Annotated in this window: 11 protein-coding genes; 2 read left to right on the forward strand and 9 right to left on the reverse strand. The window is 70.5% G+C overall.

Translation table 11 applies throughout. The features are described 5' to 3' along the window. Positions 1-5 precede the first annotated feature (5 nt). From ilvC to ACIBK0_RS19570, 5 genes are all read right to left on the reverse strand, one after another. On the reverse strand, positions 6-1,007 hold the full coding sequence (gene ilvC / locus ACIBK0_RS19550) for a ketol-acid reductoisomerase (RefSeq protein ID WP_369249365.1): 1,002 nt from the start codon (positions 1,005-1,007) through the stop codon (positions 6-8). 156 nt (positions 1,008-1,163) lie between these two features. After that, on the reverse strand, positions 1,164-1,691 hold the full coding sequence (gene ilvN / locus ACIBK0_RS19555; protein WP_399081255.1) for an acetolactate synthase small subunit: 528 nt from the start codon (positions 1,689-1,691) through the stop codon (positions 1,164-1,166). A gap of 20 nt (positions 1,692-1,711) precedes the next feature. Next, complete coding sequence (locus tag ACIBK0_RS19560) at positions 1,712-3,568, reverse strand: acetolactate synthase large subunit (RefSeq protein WP_399081258.1); 1,857 nt, start codon at positions 3,566-3,568, stop codon at positions 1,712-1,714. Positions 3,569-3,795: 227 nt separating this feature from the next. Continuing rightward, positions 3,796-7,026, reverse strand: coding sequence for a putative bifunctional diguanylate cyclase/phosphodiesterase (locus ACIBK0_RS19565; protein ID WP_399081260.1), 3,231 nt, complete (start codon positions 7,024-7,026; stop codon positions 3,796-3,798). A gap of 220 nt (positions 7,027-7,246) precedes the next feature. Next, positions 7,247-8,188: a 2-hydroxyacid dehydrogenase gene (locus ACIBK0_RS19570; protein WP_399081262.1), complete on the reverse strand. Its 942-nt coding sequence runs from the start codon at positions 8,186-8,188 to the stop codon at positions 7,247-7,249. Positions 8,189-8,263: 75 nt separating this feature from the next. On the opposite strand from ACIBK0_RS19570, the gene ACIBK0_RS19575 reads away from it, so the two are divergent. Together ACIBK0_RS19575 and ACIBK0_RS19580 are read left to right on the forward strand one after the other, a co-directional pair. Next, entirely contained in the window at positions 8,264-9,271 is a 1,008-nt protein-coding gene (locus ACIBK0_RS19575; RefSeq protein ID WP_399081264.1) for an aldo/keto reductase, read from the forward strand. A 92-nt stretch (positions 9,272-9,363) separates the two neighbouring features. Further along, positions 9,364-10,536, forward strand: coding sequence for a PQQ-dependent sugar dehydrogenase (locus tag ACIBK0_RS19580; protein ID WP_399081266.1), 1,173 nt, complete (start codon positions 9,364-9,366; stop codon positions 10,534-10,536). Between the two features lie 35 nt (positions 10,537-10,571). On the opposite strand, the gene ACIBK0_RS19585 is transcribed toward ACIBK0_RS19580, so the two are convergent. The 4 genes from ACIBK0_RS19585 to ACIBK0_RS19600 all read right to left on the reverse strand — a co-directional run bounded on the left by ACIBK0_RS19585 (position 10,572) and on the right by ACIBK0_RS19600 (position 15,166). Beyond that, positions 10,572-10,895 carry a DUF6191 domain-containing protein gene (locus tag ACIBK0_RS19585; RefSeq protein ID WP_399081418.1) on the reverse strand — a complete coding sequence of 108 codons (324 nt, stop codon included), beginning with the start codon at positions 10,893-10,895 and terminating at the stop codon, positions 10,572-10,574. Between the two features lie 47 nt (positions 10,896-10,942). Next, positions 10,943-14,056, reverse strand: coding sequence for an AAA family ATPase (locus ACIBK0_RS19590; RefSeq protein WP_399081268.1), 3,114 nt, complete (start codon positions 14,054-14,056; stop codon positions 10,943-10,945). Between the two features lie 116 nt (positions 14,057-14,172). Then, entirely contained in the window at positions 14,173-14,370 is a 198-nt protein-coding gene (locus ACIBK0_RS19595; protein WP_399081270.1) for a hypothetical protein, read from the reverse strand. Between the two features lie 175 nt (positions 14,371-14,545). Next, entirely contained in the window at positions 14,546-15,166 is a 621-nt protein-coding gene (locus tag ACIBK0_RS19600; RefSeq protein ID WP_399081272.1) for a hypothetical protein, read from the reverse strand. Between the last annotated feature and the right edge of the window lie 27 nt (positions 15,167-15,193).

Genomic DNA, 15,193 nt, shown 5'->3' on the forward strand with positions numbered 1-15,193 from the left:
ACGGCCTACGCCTCGTCGTCGTTCACCCACGACATGAGCTTGCGCAGCTCCTTGCCGGTGGTCTCCAGCAGGGACTCGGCGTCCTGCTTCTTGTACTCGTTGTACTTCTTCAGACCGGAGTGGTACTCCTCCATCCAGTTACGGGCGAACGTGCCGTCCTGGATCTCGGCGAGGACCTTCTTCATCTCGGCCTTGGTGGCGTCGGTGATGATGCGCGGGCCGGTGACATAGTCGCCCCACTCGGCGGTCTCCGAGACGGACCAGCGCATCTTCTCCAGGCCGCCCTCGTACATGAGGTCGACGATGAGCTTCAGCTCGTGCAGGCACTCGAAGTACGCGATCTCCGGCTGGTAGCCGGCCTCGGTCAGCGTCTCGAAGCCCGCCTTGACCAGCGCGGCGGTACCACCGCAGAGGACGGCCTGCTCACCGAACAGGTCGGTCTCGGTCTCCTCGGTGAAGGTCGTCTTGATGACGCCGGCGCGGGTGCCGCCGATGCCCTTGGCGTACGACAGCGCGAGCGCGAAGGCGTTGCCGGTCGCGTCCTGCTCGACGGCCGCGATGCAGGGAACGCCGCGACCCTCCTCGTACTGGCGGCGCACGAGGTGGCCCGGGCCCTTGGGGGCGACCATGGCGACGTCGACACCGGCCGGGGGCTTGATGAAGCCGAAGCGGATGTTCAGGCCGTGACCGAAGAACAGGGCGTCGCCGTCCTTCAGGTTGCCCTGGATGGACTCCTCGTAGACCTGGGCCTGGATCGGGTCCGGCACCAGGATCATGATGACGTCGGCCTCGGCGGCGGCCTCCGACGGGGTCACCACGCGCAGGCCCTGCTCCTCGGCCTTCGCCTTGGACTTGGAGCCCTCGTGCAGACCGACGCGGACGTCGACACCCGAGTCGCGCAGCGACAGCGCGTGGGCGTGGCCCTGGCTGCCGTAGCCGATGACCGCGACCTTGCGGCCCTGGATGATGGACAGGTCGGCGTCGTCGTCGTAGAACAGCTCGGCCACTGGGGTTCTCCTTGTTTTCCGGTATTGCCGGTGTTGCGTCCCACCGTACGGCGGGCGGGGGAAGGGAAGTTTTCGGGTCTCGGCATACGGGCGATCGGCGATCACCGACCGCCCGCATCAAGACCGTTTACGGACTCATGGAGACCGTTTCAAGACTTACGCCGATCGGTCCAACGAGCGCAGCGAGCGGTCCGTGATCGAACGCGCCCCGCGCCCGATCGCGATCGTGCCGGACTGGACGAGCTCCTTGATGCCGAACGGCTCCAGCATCTTGAGCATGGCCTCCAGCTTGTCGCTGCCGCCGGTGGCCTCGATGGTGACGGCCTCCGGGGAGACGTCCACGGTCTTGGCGCGGAACAGCTGGACGATCTCGACGATCTGGGAGCGCGTCTCGTTGTCGGCGCGCACCTTCACCAGAACGAGTTCGCGCTGCACCGCCGAGGACGGCTCCAGCTCGACGATCTTCAGAACGTTGACGAGCTTGTTGAGCTGTTTGGTGACCTGTTCGAGCGGGAGTGCCTCGATCACGTTCACCACGATGGTGATGCGGGAGATGTCGGGGTGCTCGGTGACACCGACGGCGAGCGAGTCGATGTTGAAGCCGCGCCGGGAGAACAGGGCGGCGATCCGGGCGAGGATGCCTGGCTTGTTCTCGACGAGGACGGAGAGGGTGTGCTTGCTCATGGGTCTGACTCGGCTCTCTCTCAGTCGTCTTCGTTGTCGCCGAAGTCCGGGCGGACGTCCCGGGCGGCCATGATCTCGTCGTTCGAGGTTCCGGCGGCGACCATCGGCCACACCATCGCGTCCTCGTGCACGATGAAGTCGATCACGACGGGGCGGTCGTTGATCGAGTTCGCCTCTTCGATGACCTTGTCGAGGTCGTCCGGGGACTCGCAGCGGATCGCGTAGCAGCCCATGGCCTCCGACAGCTTCACGAAGTCGGGGACGCGGGTGCCGGCGCTCGGCTGCTTGCCGTCGGCCTCGGGGCCCGAGTGCAGCACTGTGTTGGAGTAGCGCTGGTTGTAGAAGAGGGTCTGCCACTGGCGGACCATCCCGAGGGCACCGTTGTTGATGATGGCGACCTTGATCGGGATGTTGTTCAGGGCGCAGGTGGTGAGCTCCTGATTGGTCATCTGGAAGCAGCCGTCGCCGTCGATCGCCCAGACCGTCTGGTCCGGCTGACCGGCCTTCGCACCCATCGCGGCCGGGACCGCGTAGCCCATCGTTCCGGCGCCGCCGGAATTCAGCCAGGTGGCGGGCTTCTCGTACTGGATGTAGTGCGCGGCCCACATCTGGTGCTGGCCGACGCCAGCGGCGAAGATCGTGCCCTCCGGCGCGAGCCTGCCGATGCGCTCGATGACCTGCTGCGGCGACAGCGAGCCGTTGTCGGGCTGCTCGTAGCCCAGCGGGTATGTCTCGCGCCAGCGGTTGAGGTCCTTCCACCAAGCGGTGTAGTCGCCGTGGTGGCCCTCGCTGTGCTCCTTCTGCACCGCCTGGACCAGGTCGGCGATGACCTCGCGGGCGTCACCGACGATCGGCACGTCGGCAGCGCGGTTCTTGCCGATCTCCGCCGGGTCGATGTCGGCGTGGACGATCTTGGCATACGGGGCGAAGCTGTCCAGCTTGCCGGTGACGCGGTCGTCGAAGCGGGCTCCGAGGGCGACGATCAGGTCGGCCTTCTGCAGCGCGGTGACGGCGGTGACCGCACCGTGCATGCCCGGCATTCCCACGTGCAGCGGGTGGCTGTCGGGGAATGCGCCGAGCGCCATCAGGGTGGTGGTGACGGGCGCTCCGGTGAGTTCTGCGAGGACCTTCAGCTCGGCGGTGGCCTTGGCCTTGAGGACGCCGCCGCCGACGTACAGGACGGGCCGCTTGGCCTGGGTGATGAGCTTCGCGGCCTCGCGGATCTGCTTGGCGTGCGGCTTGGTCACCGGGCGGTAGCCGGGCAGGTCCTGGGTGGGCGGCCACTGGAAGGTGGTCTGTGCCTGGAGGGCGTCCTTGGCGATGTCGACGAGGACGGGTCCCGGGCGGCCGGTGGAGGCGATGTGGAAGGCCTCCGCGATCGTCCGCGGGATGTCCTCGGCCTTGGTCACCAGGAAGTTGTGCTTGGTGATCGGCATGGTGATGCCGACGATGTCCGCCTCCTGGAAGGCGTCCGTACCGATCGCCTTGGACGCGACCTGCCCGGTGATCGCCACGAGCGGCACCGAGTCCATGTGCGCGTCGGCGATCGGGGTCACCAGGTTGGTGGCACCCGGGCCGCTGGTGGCCATGCAGACGCCGACCTTGCCGGTGGCCTGCGCATAGCCGGTGGCCGCGTGACCTGCGCCCTGCTCGTGGCGGACGAGCACGTGCCGCACCCGCTCGGAGTCCATCAGCGGGTCGTAGGCCGGGAGGATCGCGCCGCCGGGAATGCCGAATACCGTCTCGGCCCCGACCTCCTCGAGAGAGCGGATGAGGGACTGCGCACCCGTGACGTGCTCGGGGGCGGACTGCTGCCCTCCGGAACGGGGCCGCGGCTGCGGATGGTGGGCCCCGGTGGCCTGCTCGGTCATCGGCATTCTCTTCTCGATGCTGAGGGTTTTTGCGAGTTTTGTGCGGTGTACGACTGGTGCCTGTGCAACAAAAAACCCCTCGTGCCGTGAGGCAAGCGAGGGGAGCGCGCCGGGTGCGGTCGCTGGGTGTTCCGGGTCCGTCCGGTGGCCACCAAGCTTCAGCCGACGCGCTTTCCAAGTACGAGAATTCGGGTGCGCATGGCATTGACCCTCCCCCCGGCACGCACTGACTGTCAAGTGGGTGGGACGGGAGTCTCATTATGTGAGCGGAGGGCCGTTCCGCCCCCGAAAACAGAAGGCACACCACTCGTATACACCCCTGCGCCGCCGCCCGCGAACGCCGGCTCGACCGGCCCGTGCGGCACCGGATACTGGCCGGAAGACAGCGCCCGGCGCAGCCGGTACTCGTCGAGCGGCCCCGAGAAGGCCATGCCGTGCCCATGGGTGCAGCCCATCGCGCGCAGAGCGATGACCTGCTCCGGAAGATCGACCCCGTCGGCCACGGACTGCAGCCCCAGGTCGGTGGCGATCCGCAGCAGCCCGCTGGTGATCTTGTGCAGCCGGGCGGACTCGACGACACCCTCGACGAGACCCCTGTCGAGCTTGAGCATGTCGATGGGGAGCCTTCTGAGTGCCGTGATGGCGGCGTATCCGCTGCCGAAGCCGTCCAGGGCGACCCGGACGCCGAGGCGCCTGAGCGCGTTCAGCCGGCGCTCCAGCTCGTCCAGGGAGACCCGGGGGTCGGTGTCGGACAGCTCCACGATCAGGGCGCCGGAGGGCAGGCCGTGCCGGGTCAGCAGAGCTTCCACCGAGCCGACGGGCAGCGAGCGGTCCAGCAGGCGCCGCGCGTTCATCCGGACGGCGACGGGCACGGCGGCGCCCGCGGCCGCGCGCTGGGCGGCCTGCTCGACGGCTTCTTCGAGCATCCAGCGGCCGAGCTCGGCGGTCTTGTCGCTGTCTTCGGCGACTCGCAGGAACTCTGCGGGTGTGAAGAGCACCCCCTGGGAGGAGCGCCAGCGCGCCTGCGCGGTGACCGATGTGATCCGGCCGTTTTCGAGCGACACCACGGGCTGGTGCAGCAGCGCGAACTCGCCGTCCTGAAGAGCCGAGCGCAGCCGGGTGGCCAGCTCCGCCTTCCGTACGACGTCCTGCTGCATCTGGGGCGCGTACAACTCGACGCGCCCCTTGCCGGCCGCCTTGGCGCGGTACATGGCGAGGTCGGCGTTGCGCTGCAACTCGCCGGCGCCCAGGCCCGGTTCTGCGAAGGCGACGCCGATGGACGCGGCCACCCGGACATCGTTGCCGTCGATGGCGTACGGCTGCGAGAGCCTGACCCTGAGCCGGTCGGCGAGCTCCATGATGTGGCGTTCGCGTGCGGTGCGGTCGCGGGTGCCGTCACCGACGATCAGGGCCGCGAACTCGTCGCCGCCGAGGCGGGCGGCGGTGTCGCCGTGCCGCACCGAGTCCTGGAGTCTGCGGGCGGCCTGGACGAGGAGCTCGTCGCCGGCCTGGTGCCCGATGGTGTCGTTGACGGCCTTGAAGCCGTCGAGGTCGATGAACAGGACGGCGGTGCCGCGGTCGGAGGAGCGGCGGCCGGAGAGCGCCTGCTGGACGCGCCGGGTGAACAGCGCGCGGTTGGGCAGGTCGGTGAGTGGGTCGTGCTCTGCGTTGTGCTGCAGCTGTGCCTGCAGACGCACCCGTTCGGTCACGTCACGGCTGTTGAAGATGAGGCCGCCCTGGTGCCGGTTGACAGTGGACTCGACATTGAGCCAGCCGCCGTCGCCGGACCGGAAGCGGCACTCGATCCGGGTGGTGGGTTCCTCGGTGTGGCTGGCCGTAAGGAAACGTCGCACTTCGTGCACTACGCAGCCGAGGTCCTCCGGGTGGATGAGCGAGGCGAGCTCGGAGCCGACGAGTTCGTCGGCGTCGCGTCCGTAGACCCCCGCGGCGGCCGGGCTGACGTACCGCAGGATGCCGTTGGGCGCGGCGATCATGATCACGTCGCTGGAGCCCTGCACCAGGGAGCGGAAGTGGTTCTCCTTCTGGGCCAGCTCCTGGGTGAGGGTGATGTTGTCGAGCAGCATGATGCCCTGGCGCACGACGAGGGCGAGCACTACGAGCCCTGCGGTGATGAGCACCACGCGGTCCACGTTGCGACCGTTCAGGACGTTGTAGAGGATCCCCAGCGTGCAGACGGCCGCGGCCAGGTAGGGCGTGAGGGCGGCCAGCGATCCGGCGATCGGGCGCGTGGCCGGGTACCGGCTGTGGCCGCTTTCCTGGAGGAGGCTGTGGCCACCTTCCTGGAGGAGCACGTGCATGTGTCCTCCCTGCTGTCCTTCGTGCCGTTTCGCCTGATGTCCGTGCTGCCGCTGTTGGCCGTGATGGCCTTGTCGGCCTTGATGTCCGTGCTGCTCCCGGTGCCCTTCTTGGCGCTGTCCCGGGATGTGTTCGTGCACCACGCGGGCGTGCCCGTTCGTCGGCCCCTCGGCGTCCGGCTGTCCGTGCCGGGTGCCGACCCAGGGGGCGTACGCGAGAAGCAGCGAGCCGGCGAACCAGCCCGCGTCGAGGAGCTGCCCGGAGTGGTAGTTGTTGTGCAGGAGGGGCGAGGTGAACAGGGCGTCGCACATCACGGTCAGGGCGAGAGCCCCGATCGCCGTGTTCACCGCGGATCTGTTCACCGACGAGCGCCGGAAGTGCAGCGCCAGCACCATGCTGACCAGTGCGATGTCCAGCAGCGGGTACGCCAGCGACAGCGCGGTGTGGGCGACGCTGGGCCCGTCGAACTTCGCGGCCTGGGCGAGCGCGAGGCTCCAGGACAGCGTGAGCAGCGAGCCGCCGATCAGCCAGGCGTCCAGCGCGAGGCACACCCAACCCGCCTTGGTGACGGGCCTCTTGGCGAGCACGAGCAGTCCTACGATGGCGGGTGGCGCGAAGCACAGGAAGAACAGGTCGGCGTAGCTCGGGCTGGGCACCGGGCGGCTGAGGACCACCTCGTACCATCCCCAGACCAGGTTGCCGAGCGAGGCCATGGCGGAGGAGAGCGCGAAGAGCAGCCACGCGGGTCGAAAGCGGCTGCGGCGGCTGCGCGCGTAGAGGAAGCAGGAGACCGCCGCGGTGCCCGCCGCGGCGCTCAGCCCGAAGTCGCCCATGATCAGCGCGAGGGTCGCGGAGCCCCAGTCGAGCGCGGAACCGACGGCGTATCCCGCGCACACCAGAGCCAGTACGAGTTGCGGGAACAGGCCCGGCCCGCCGCCGAATACCGGGCGGCGGATCAGCAGCGCCACTGGGGAGCTCACCGGGCCGACCCGGTCCGCACTCCGGGGTCCCGCTGGTCCCCGTGCGCTGGGTGCGCATGCCTCCGGCGGCCGCTGTTCCTGCGGTGGTGATGGCCACCGTGGCCACGTCTGCGCGTGGCCACGCGCCAGGGTCGTCGGCGGCCCCGCCGCGTCGGATCGTTCGTCCATAGGCCGTGCATCGCCCGTCGCCCCCCTCGCAGTCTCACATGTCCATCCCCGGCGCCGAACGGTGCGCGGCGCAGCCCCTGTCGGGACGATACACCAGTCTCGTCACTCAGGGACATAGTTCCTCTACGCTCCGTAACGACCAGGGAGGATGTCGGCACTGCCCGCATTCAAGGAACTGCGGAGGGTGCTCGAAGCGGACGCGGAGCGAACGGGACGTGACTTACGTGCCGGTGGTAAGGACCACGTTCCGCAGCGGCTCCCGGTTCACGAAGCGGTTCAACTGGTCCACCAGGAGCCGCTTGGCGCGCGGCAGGAACGCCGAGGTGGGCCCGCCGACATGGGGGCTGATGAGCACGCCGGGCGCGTGCCACAAGGGGTGGCCCTTCGGCAGTGGCTCGGGATCGGTGACGTCGAGGGCCGCGGTGATGCGCCCGCTCTCCAGCTCGGCGAGGAGCGCCTTGGTGTCGACGACGGGGCCGCGGGCGACGTTCACGAGGAGTGCGCCGTCCTTCATCCGGGACAGGAAATCGGCGTTCACCAGGCCACGTGTGCCGGCCGTGAGGGGCGTCGAAAGCACGACGATGTCGGCTTCCGGAAGCAGAGAAGGCAGTTCTGTGAGCGGATGCACCGGACCGCGCGCCGTGGTGCGCTCAGAGCGCGCGACGCGCGCCACCCGCGCCAGCTCGAAGGGCGCGAGCCGGTCCTCGATGGCGGACCCGATCGACCCGTACCCGACGATCAGTACGGTCTTGTCGGCCAGCGCGGGATAGAAGCCCGAGCGCCACTCCTCCTTGTCCTGGCCTCGTACGAAGCCGGGGATGCCCCGCAACGAGGCGAGGATCAGGGCGAGAGCGAGTTCGCCGGTGCTCGCCTCGTGCACTCCCTGGGCGTTGCACAACTGCACGCCCGGGGGCAGGAGCTTGAGGCTCGGCTGGACGTGGTCGACACCGGCGGAGAGCGTCTGCACGACCCGGACCGATGCCATTTCGGCCATGGGCCGCTGCGAGACGGCGGGCCCCTTCATATAGGGCACGACATAGAACTCACAGGCGGCGGGATCAGCGGGAAACTCCTGGTCGCCGTCCCAGAAGCGGTAATTGAGGCCCTCGGGGAGGCCGTCGATCTCGTCGGCGTGAATCGGAAGCCACACATCGGAAGTCATGGTCAGGAGGCTATGCGAAGCACCCGCGCGCGCAGAGGTTAGTTTGGGGTGCCAGGAAAGGGAGGGTGCGGCCAGGTGGAGCGCAGGACGATCGGGGCTGCGGCGCTCGATGTGGGGGCGGTCGGGCTCGGATGCATGCCGATGAGCTGGGCGTACACCGGTTCGCGGCAGCGCGGCGAGGAATCGCTCCGCGCGGTGCACACTGCGCTCGACCGGGGTTCGACGCTGCTCGACACGGCCGACATGTACGGGCCCTTCACCAACGAACTGTTGGTGGGGCGGGTGCTCAAGGAGCGGCGCCCGGAGGCCTTCGTGTCGACCAAGGTCGGCCTGCTGGTGGGCGAGCAGCACATCGTGGCCAATGGCCGCCCCAGCTATGTGAAGCGTGCGTGCGACGCCTCGTTGCGGCGCCTGCAGACGGACGTGATCGACCTCTATCAGCTGCACCGCGCGGACCCGGAGGTTCCGGTCGAGGAGACCTGGGGCGCGATGGCCGAACTCGTGTCGGCCGGAAAGGTGCGGTCGCTCGGACTGTGCGCGGTGGGTGCCCGATCGGCCCGCCGCTCGGGAGCACGGCTGCACGACGGAACGATCCGGCAGCTGGAGCGGGTGCAGCAGGTCTTCCCGGTGAGTGCCGTGGAGGCCGAGTTGTCGGTGTGGTCGACCGAGGCGCTGGACGCGCTCCTGCCGTGGTGCACGGCCCGCGGGGTCGGCTTCCTGGCCGCGATGCCGCTCGGCAACGGCTTCCTGACCGGCAGGCTGACCCCCGGCGAGGGCTTCGAACCCGATGACGTACGCGCCCGCCATCCCCGCTTCACCGCCGAGATGATGGCCGCGAACCAGCCCATCGTCGCCGGGCTGCGGCGCATCGCCCGACGGCACGGGGACCACGAGAACGCGGTCACGTCCGCACAGGTGGCGCTGGCGTGGGTGCTGGCGCAGGGACCGCAGGTGGTGCCGGTGCCGGGGACCAAGCGGGAGCGCTGGGTCACGGAGAACGCGGGAGCGGCCGGGCTGCGGCTGACGGCGGAGGATCTAGCGGAAGTGGCGGGGCTGCCGGGGGCGCTGGGATCCTGGGACTGAGACGCGGTGTGCGGATTCCCCGGGTGTGATCGGGAACCTGGGACACGCGAGCGGTGTATGAACTGTAGGACCGCCGTGTCGAAGGGACCTTGATGGTGCAACGTCGAGCAGTGACAGCCGTGTTGGCCGCGGCCGCGCTTCTGGTGACGGCCGGTTGTTCCTCCGACGGCGGAGGGAAGTCGGACGGCGGCGGGAGCCTGTTCCCCGGTGCCGGGAGTACGAAGCCGGGGTCGTCGCCCTCGGAGCAGGCCGCAGAGGAGACACCGCCCGCCAAGGGCTCGGTGAAGGTCGTGCGCACCGTCACCGAGGACCTCAACACCCCCTGGGGCCTGGCACCGCTGCCCGAGGGCGGCCTGCTGGTGTCCTCGCGGGACGAGGGGACGATCACGCGGGTCGACGAGAAGACCGGCAAGAAGACGGAGCTGGGCGAGGTGCCCGGGGTGGCCCCCGCCGGAGAGGGCGGCCTCATGGGCATCGCGCTCTCCCCCGGCTACGCGTCCGACCACATGATCTACGCCTACTTCACGACGGCCTCGGACAATCGCATCGTCCGCATGCTGTACGACGAGCGGAAGCCCGCTGGGGAGCAGCTCGGCGCGCCGGACACGATCTTCAAGGGCATCCCCAAGGGGATGATCCACAACGGCGGCCGGATCGCGTTCGGTCCGGACAAGATGCTGTACGCGGGCGCGGGCGAGACGGGTGACCGGGGGCTGGCCCAGGACAAGAAGTCGCTGGGCGGCAAGATCCTGCGCATGACACCGGACGGCGAGCCGGCACCGGGCAATCCGTTCGGCGACTCGGTCGTCTACTCGTACGGGCATCGCAATGTCCAGGGCCTCGCCTGGGACGACAAACAGCGCCTGTGGGCCTCCGAGTTCGGCCAGGACACCTGGGACGAGCTCAACCAGATCAAACCGGGTGACAACTACGGCTGGCCGGTGGTCGAGGGCAAGGGCGACAACCCCAAGTACCACAACCCGATCGCCCAGTGGCACACGGACGACGCCTCCCCCAGCGGCATCGCGTACGCCGACGGCTCCATATGGATGGCGGGCCTCAAGGGCGAACGCCTGTGGCGCATCCCCTTGAACGGCACGAAGGCCTCCGCCGCCCCCGAGGCCTTCCTCACGGGCAAGTACGGCCGCCTGCGCACGGTCGTCTCCGCGGGCGGCGACAAACTCTGGCTGACGACGAGCGAGACGGACGGACGCGGGAGCCCCGGTAAAGGAGACGACACGATTCTGGAGCTGGAGGTGAAGTAGGAGGTGAGGTAAGGAGGAGGCGGACGCGCGGGGCCTCAGGACTCGCCGGGCTCCGGCACGGACTTCTCCGCGGTGCTCGCCCGCTCCGGCGCGCGTTCCTCCGCGGTGCCCGCCCACTCCGGCGCGGGCTCTTCCGCGTTGCTCGCCCGCTCCGGGACGGGCGCCTCCCCCACGCCGGCCTCGTCCGCGTTCGGCGGCTCAGGCTCATGCTTCGGCAGCCGTACGACCACCTTGCCCGAGGACAGGTCTATGGGGCCGCGTCCCGGGTCGGCGTCGTTCAGGTCCACGCGGGTCAGTTCCAGGCGTTTGCGTTCGTCGTTGGTGTGCTTGCGGCCTGGTGCGAAGAGCTCCTCGAACATGTTGAACACGGTGCCTCCCTCGGCCCGGATCCCTTACGGCTTAGACCTCAGCCCACCGCCTGGGCAGCGGGGGCCTCCGGCGGGAAGAGCCGCAGCCGGTGTGCCAGGGCCGCCGCCTCCCCCCGTCCTGAGACGTCCAGCTTGGCCAAAATGTTCGAGACGTGGACGCTGGCAGTCTTCGGGGAGATGAACAGTTCCTCGGCGATCTGGCGGTTGCTGCGGCCGGCGGCGACCAGGCGGAGGACGTCGCGCTCGCGGCTGGTGAGGCCGAGCGCCAGTGCCGGGTCGACGGGGGCGAGGACGGATGATTCGGGGGCGTGGACCAGGGCGAGGCGGGCCCGCTGGGCGAGCAGCGCGACGGCGTCGGCGAGCGGGCGCGCGCCCAGATGGTCGGCGACCGCCCGGGCCAGCCGGAGGAGCTCCGTGGCGCGGGCACGGTCGCCCTCGTCGGCGCCCGAGGTCAGCAGGGCCTCGGCGAGGCGGTGGCGGACGCGGGCGAGGTCGTAGGGGCGCTCCAGGGGTTCGAAGGCGGTGACCACCTCGGACCAGTGGTCCGGGCTGGTCGCGCCCTCGGCGCGGCGGAGTTCGGCGCGCACCCATTCCTGGTGCGCGAGCCAGATGGGTGCGCCCGTGGCGAGGGACTTCGCGGCCTTGCGGATGCGCTCCACGGTCTCGGCGCGGCCCGGTTCGGTGGCGGGCAGTCCGAGGGCGTCCGCCTCCGCGGTGGCGGCGGCGAGCAGCAGTGGCCAGCCATAGCGCTGGGTGCCGGGCGGGAAGCCCGCGTCCAGGGTCTGCTCCAGGGCGGCGCGGGCGTCGAGGAGGCGGCCCTCGGCGGCGGCGATGCCGATCGCGGTGCGCACCAGCGGCAGGGTGTGCTGCGGCGTAGGGTCGTGGGTGCCGAAGTGATCGCGGGCTGCGGCCAGTTGGCGGCCGGCCTCGGGGAGGTCGCCGCGGGCCAGGGCGAGGTGCGCGAGGCGGGAGGCGCCGAGGCCGGACGGCTTGCCGCTCAGTCCGATGCGCAGCGTGTTCCGCGCGGCCTCCACGGCCTCGTCCCACTGGCCGAGCGCGTAGAGAGACTCCGAGAGGTTGCCCCAGACCCAGGCCTGTGTGTCCAACAGGCCGTTCTTCCGGGCGAGTTCGACGCCCTCCCGCAAGACCGGGACGGCCTCTCGGGAGCGGCCGACCGACTCCAGATGGGACGGCAGGTTGATGTGCAGACGCCCCACGACGAGGGAGGCGCCGTAGCGGCCCACCCACTCCTTGACCTCGTACATCTCCGCGAGCCCCGCCTCGACGTCGCCCGCGTCCACCATGAGGCCGCCGAGCGTGAGCCGGGCGTTCAGCTCGATGTCGCGGGCGCCGACCATGCGCGCGTACTCCACGGCTCGTTCGGCGGCCGACAGCGCGCCCGGGCCGGGCTCGTGGAGCATGCACCAGGCGGCGACGGTGGACAGGACCTCGGCGTGCACCTCCGACGGCGGCAGGCCGCGCACCAGGTCCTGGGCGGTGGCGAGTTCCTGCCAGCCGTCGCCGCGGGCCTGCGCCTGGACCAGCCGGGAGCGCTGGATCCAGAACCAGGCGGCGCGCAGGGCATCGTCCTCGTCCTCCAGGAGGCGCAGCGCCTTCTTGGTGATCTTCAGGGCGCGCTCGCGCTCCCCGCACAGCCGGCCCGCGACAGCCGCCTCGGCCATCAGGTCGAGATAGCGCAGCGGCGTGGTCTCCGGGTCGCAGCCGCTGGGGGTCCCCCCACGCCGTTTGGGCAGTGGGGGAGGACAGACCTCCACGTAGTCGACGGGGCGCAGTTCGGCCCGGACGGCGTCGGGGGCGATGTCCCACAGCTCCATCGCCCGCTCCAGGAGCCGTAGTTGCTCGGAGTGGGCGTGGCGACAGCGCGCCTCGGCCGCGGCGTCGAGGACGGCGGGCAGGGCCTTGGCGGCGTCATGGGCGTGGTACCAGTAGCTGGCCAGGCGGGTGGACCGCTCGTCGGCCGGTACGAGTGTCGGGTCGGCCTCCAAGGCCTCCGCGTAGCGCCGGTTGAAGCGGGAGCGCTCGCCGGGCAGCAGGTCGTCGCTGACGGCCTCGCGGACCAGGGAGTGGCGGAAGCGGTAGCCGTCGCCGCCGGGCGAGGCGAGCAGGATGTTGGCGCCGACGCAGGCCCGCAGCGCCTCGATGAGGTCGTCCTCGGCGAGCCGGGCCACGGCGGCCAGCAGCGGGTACTCGACGGTGGAGCCGCCCTCGGCGACGATCCGGGCGACCCGCTGAGCGCTCTCGGGCAGGCCCTCGACGCGTACGAGGAGCAGATCGCGGAGGGAGTCCGTGAGCCCCGTACGCGGGCCCTCGCGCTCGGCGACGGCGAGTTCCTCGACAAAGAACGCGTTGCCGTCCGAGCGGGCGAAGATCTCGTCGACCTGGGCCGGGTCGGGCTCATGGGCGAGGATTCCAGCGATCTGGCGGCCGACTTCGGCGCGGCTGAAGCGGCCGAGTTCGATGCGGGTGACCGTGCGGAGGCGGTCGAGTTCGGCGAGGAGGGGGCGCAGCGGGTGGCGGCGGTGGATGTCGTCGGAGCGGTAGGTGGCGATCACGACGAGGCGGCCGCTGCGCAGCGTGCGGAAGAGATAGGCGAGCAGGTGGCGGGTGGAGGCGTCGGCCCAGTGCAGGTCTTCGAGGACGACGACGACCGTGCGGTCGGCCGCGACGCGCTCCAGGAGACGTGCGGTGAGTTCGAAGAGGCGGGCCATGCCCTCCTCGTCGTATTGCCGTCCTCGGGCCGCCTCGCCCAGTTCGGGCAGCAGCCGGGCCAGCTCCTCCTCCTGCCCGGCGGCCGCGGCGGCGAGTTCGTCCGGGAGCAGGCGGCGCAGGGCACGCAGGGCGGTGGAGAACGGTGCGAACGGCAGCCCGTCGGCGCCGATCTCGACGCAGCCGCCGCAGGCGACGACGGCACCCTCGCGAGCGGCCGTCGCCGCGAACTCCTCAAGGAGGCGGGTCTTGCCGACCCCGGCCTCGCCGCCGAGGAGCAACGCCTGCGGCTCTCCCCCGTTGCTGGACGCCTGGGAGCTGCCCGCGGCGGCGGCGCGGGCGAGCGCATCGTTCAATGTCCCCAATTCGTCGGTGCGTCCGACGAACACCGGGCTGACGGACCTGGTCTCCACGGGCCCGAGCATCGCACAGGGGTCCGACAGTGCGGCACCGGTTATCGGGAGGACGCCGGTTGCTCCGGGCGGCACCGGCACGGGACGACGGCCGACCCCCGTGCGGCCGTCCTCCCGTGCCCCGGCGCTCACGCGGCGCGGGCGAACCGGTGCCGGCGGGGACGCTTGGTATGGCCCTGCCCCTCGGACTCGTGCTGGGCGGACTCGCGCGCGGCGGCGCGACGGGCGGCACGGCGGCCGCGGAGGGCTTCCTGCGCCAGTCGGTGGTTCTGGGCCTCGCGGATCAGCTCTGCGGATCGGATCTGGTGAAGCTCGTACTCGAACATCTCGTACCCCTCGTGAAGAGTCGGTTTCGGCCTCGCTCGTCTGCGATGCCTCAACCTTCGTCTCCCAGGGGGGTGCGCCACATCGGGAGAGTTCCGCATCTTGCGCACGCGAAGGGCCTTAGGGCGGCCGTAAGTGACTCGGGCCGGCCCTAAGGCCCCTCAGAGGTAGGGAGGTTCAGCTGGTGGAGGGCAGTCCGAGCAGGATGTCGGAGTACTTGGCGACCGCGAGGACCAGGCCGATGACGCCGAGCGAGACACCCGCCCAGGCAACCGACTTGATCCAGACGGCCTGCGGCTTGCCGGGGGCCCCGAAGGCGGGCCGGACCAGGACCACGACACCGACGATCAGCGCGGCCAGGGCGAAGAGGCCGCCGACCAACGCCGTGGTCGCCCAGGCATCGCCGTAGATCTCCTTGACCTGCTTGGCGACGCTCGCGCTCTGCGAGGTCTGCAGCTGGCCCACGAGCGTCTCGCGCGCGGCGGCCACGGTGCCGATCCAGCCGCCGGAGAGCGAGACGAGACCGAGCGCGGCGGAGACCACGGCCGCGGCGCCCTGGCCGACTCCGGAGGCACCCTTCTCGGCCTCGGGGGCGTCGTCGCCCGCCTCGATCGCGTCCTCGGCCTCGTCCGGCTCGTCCTGCTCGACGTCGGCCCCGGCTTCGGCAGGCCCGTCGGCCTTGGTGATGTCCGCGGTCTTCGCAGGTCCGTCGGCCGTGGCGACATCCACGGTCTCCTGGTCGCTCTTCGCCTCGGTGCCGTTCTCGTCCACGGCCTCGTCAACAGTCTTGGTTGCCATGCCCCGCACCGTACGGACGCTCTCTGA

Origin of the sequence: Streptomyces sp. NPDC050564, from assembly GCF_044457265.1 — a bacterium.
Classification (GTDB): Bacteria; Actinomycetota; Actinomycetes; order Streptomycetales; family Streptomycetaceae; genus Streptomyces.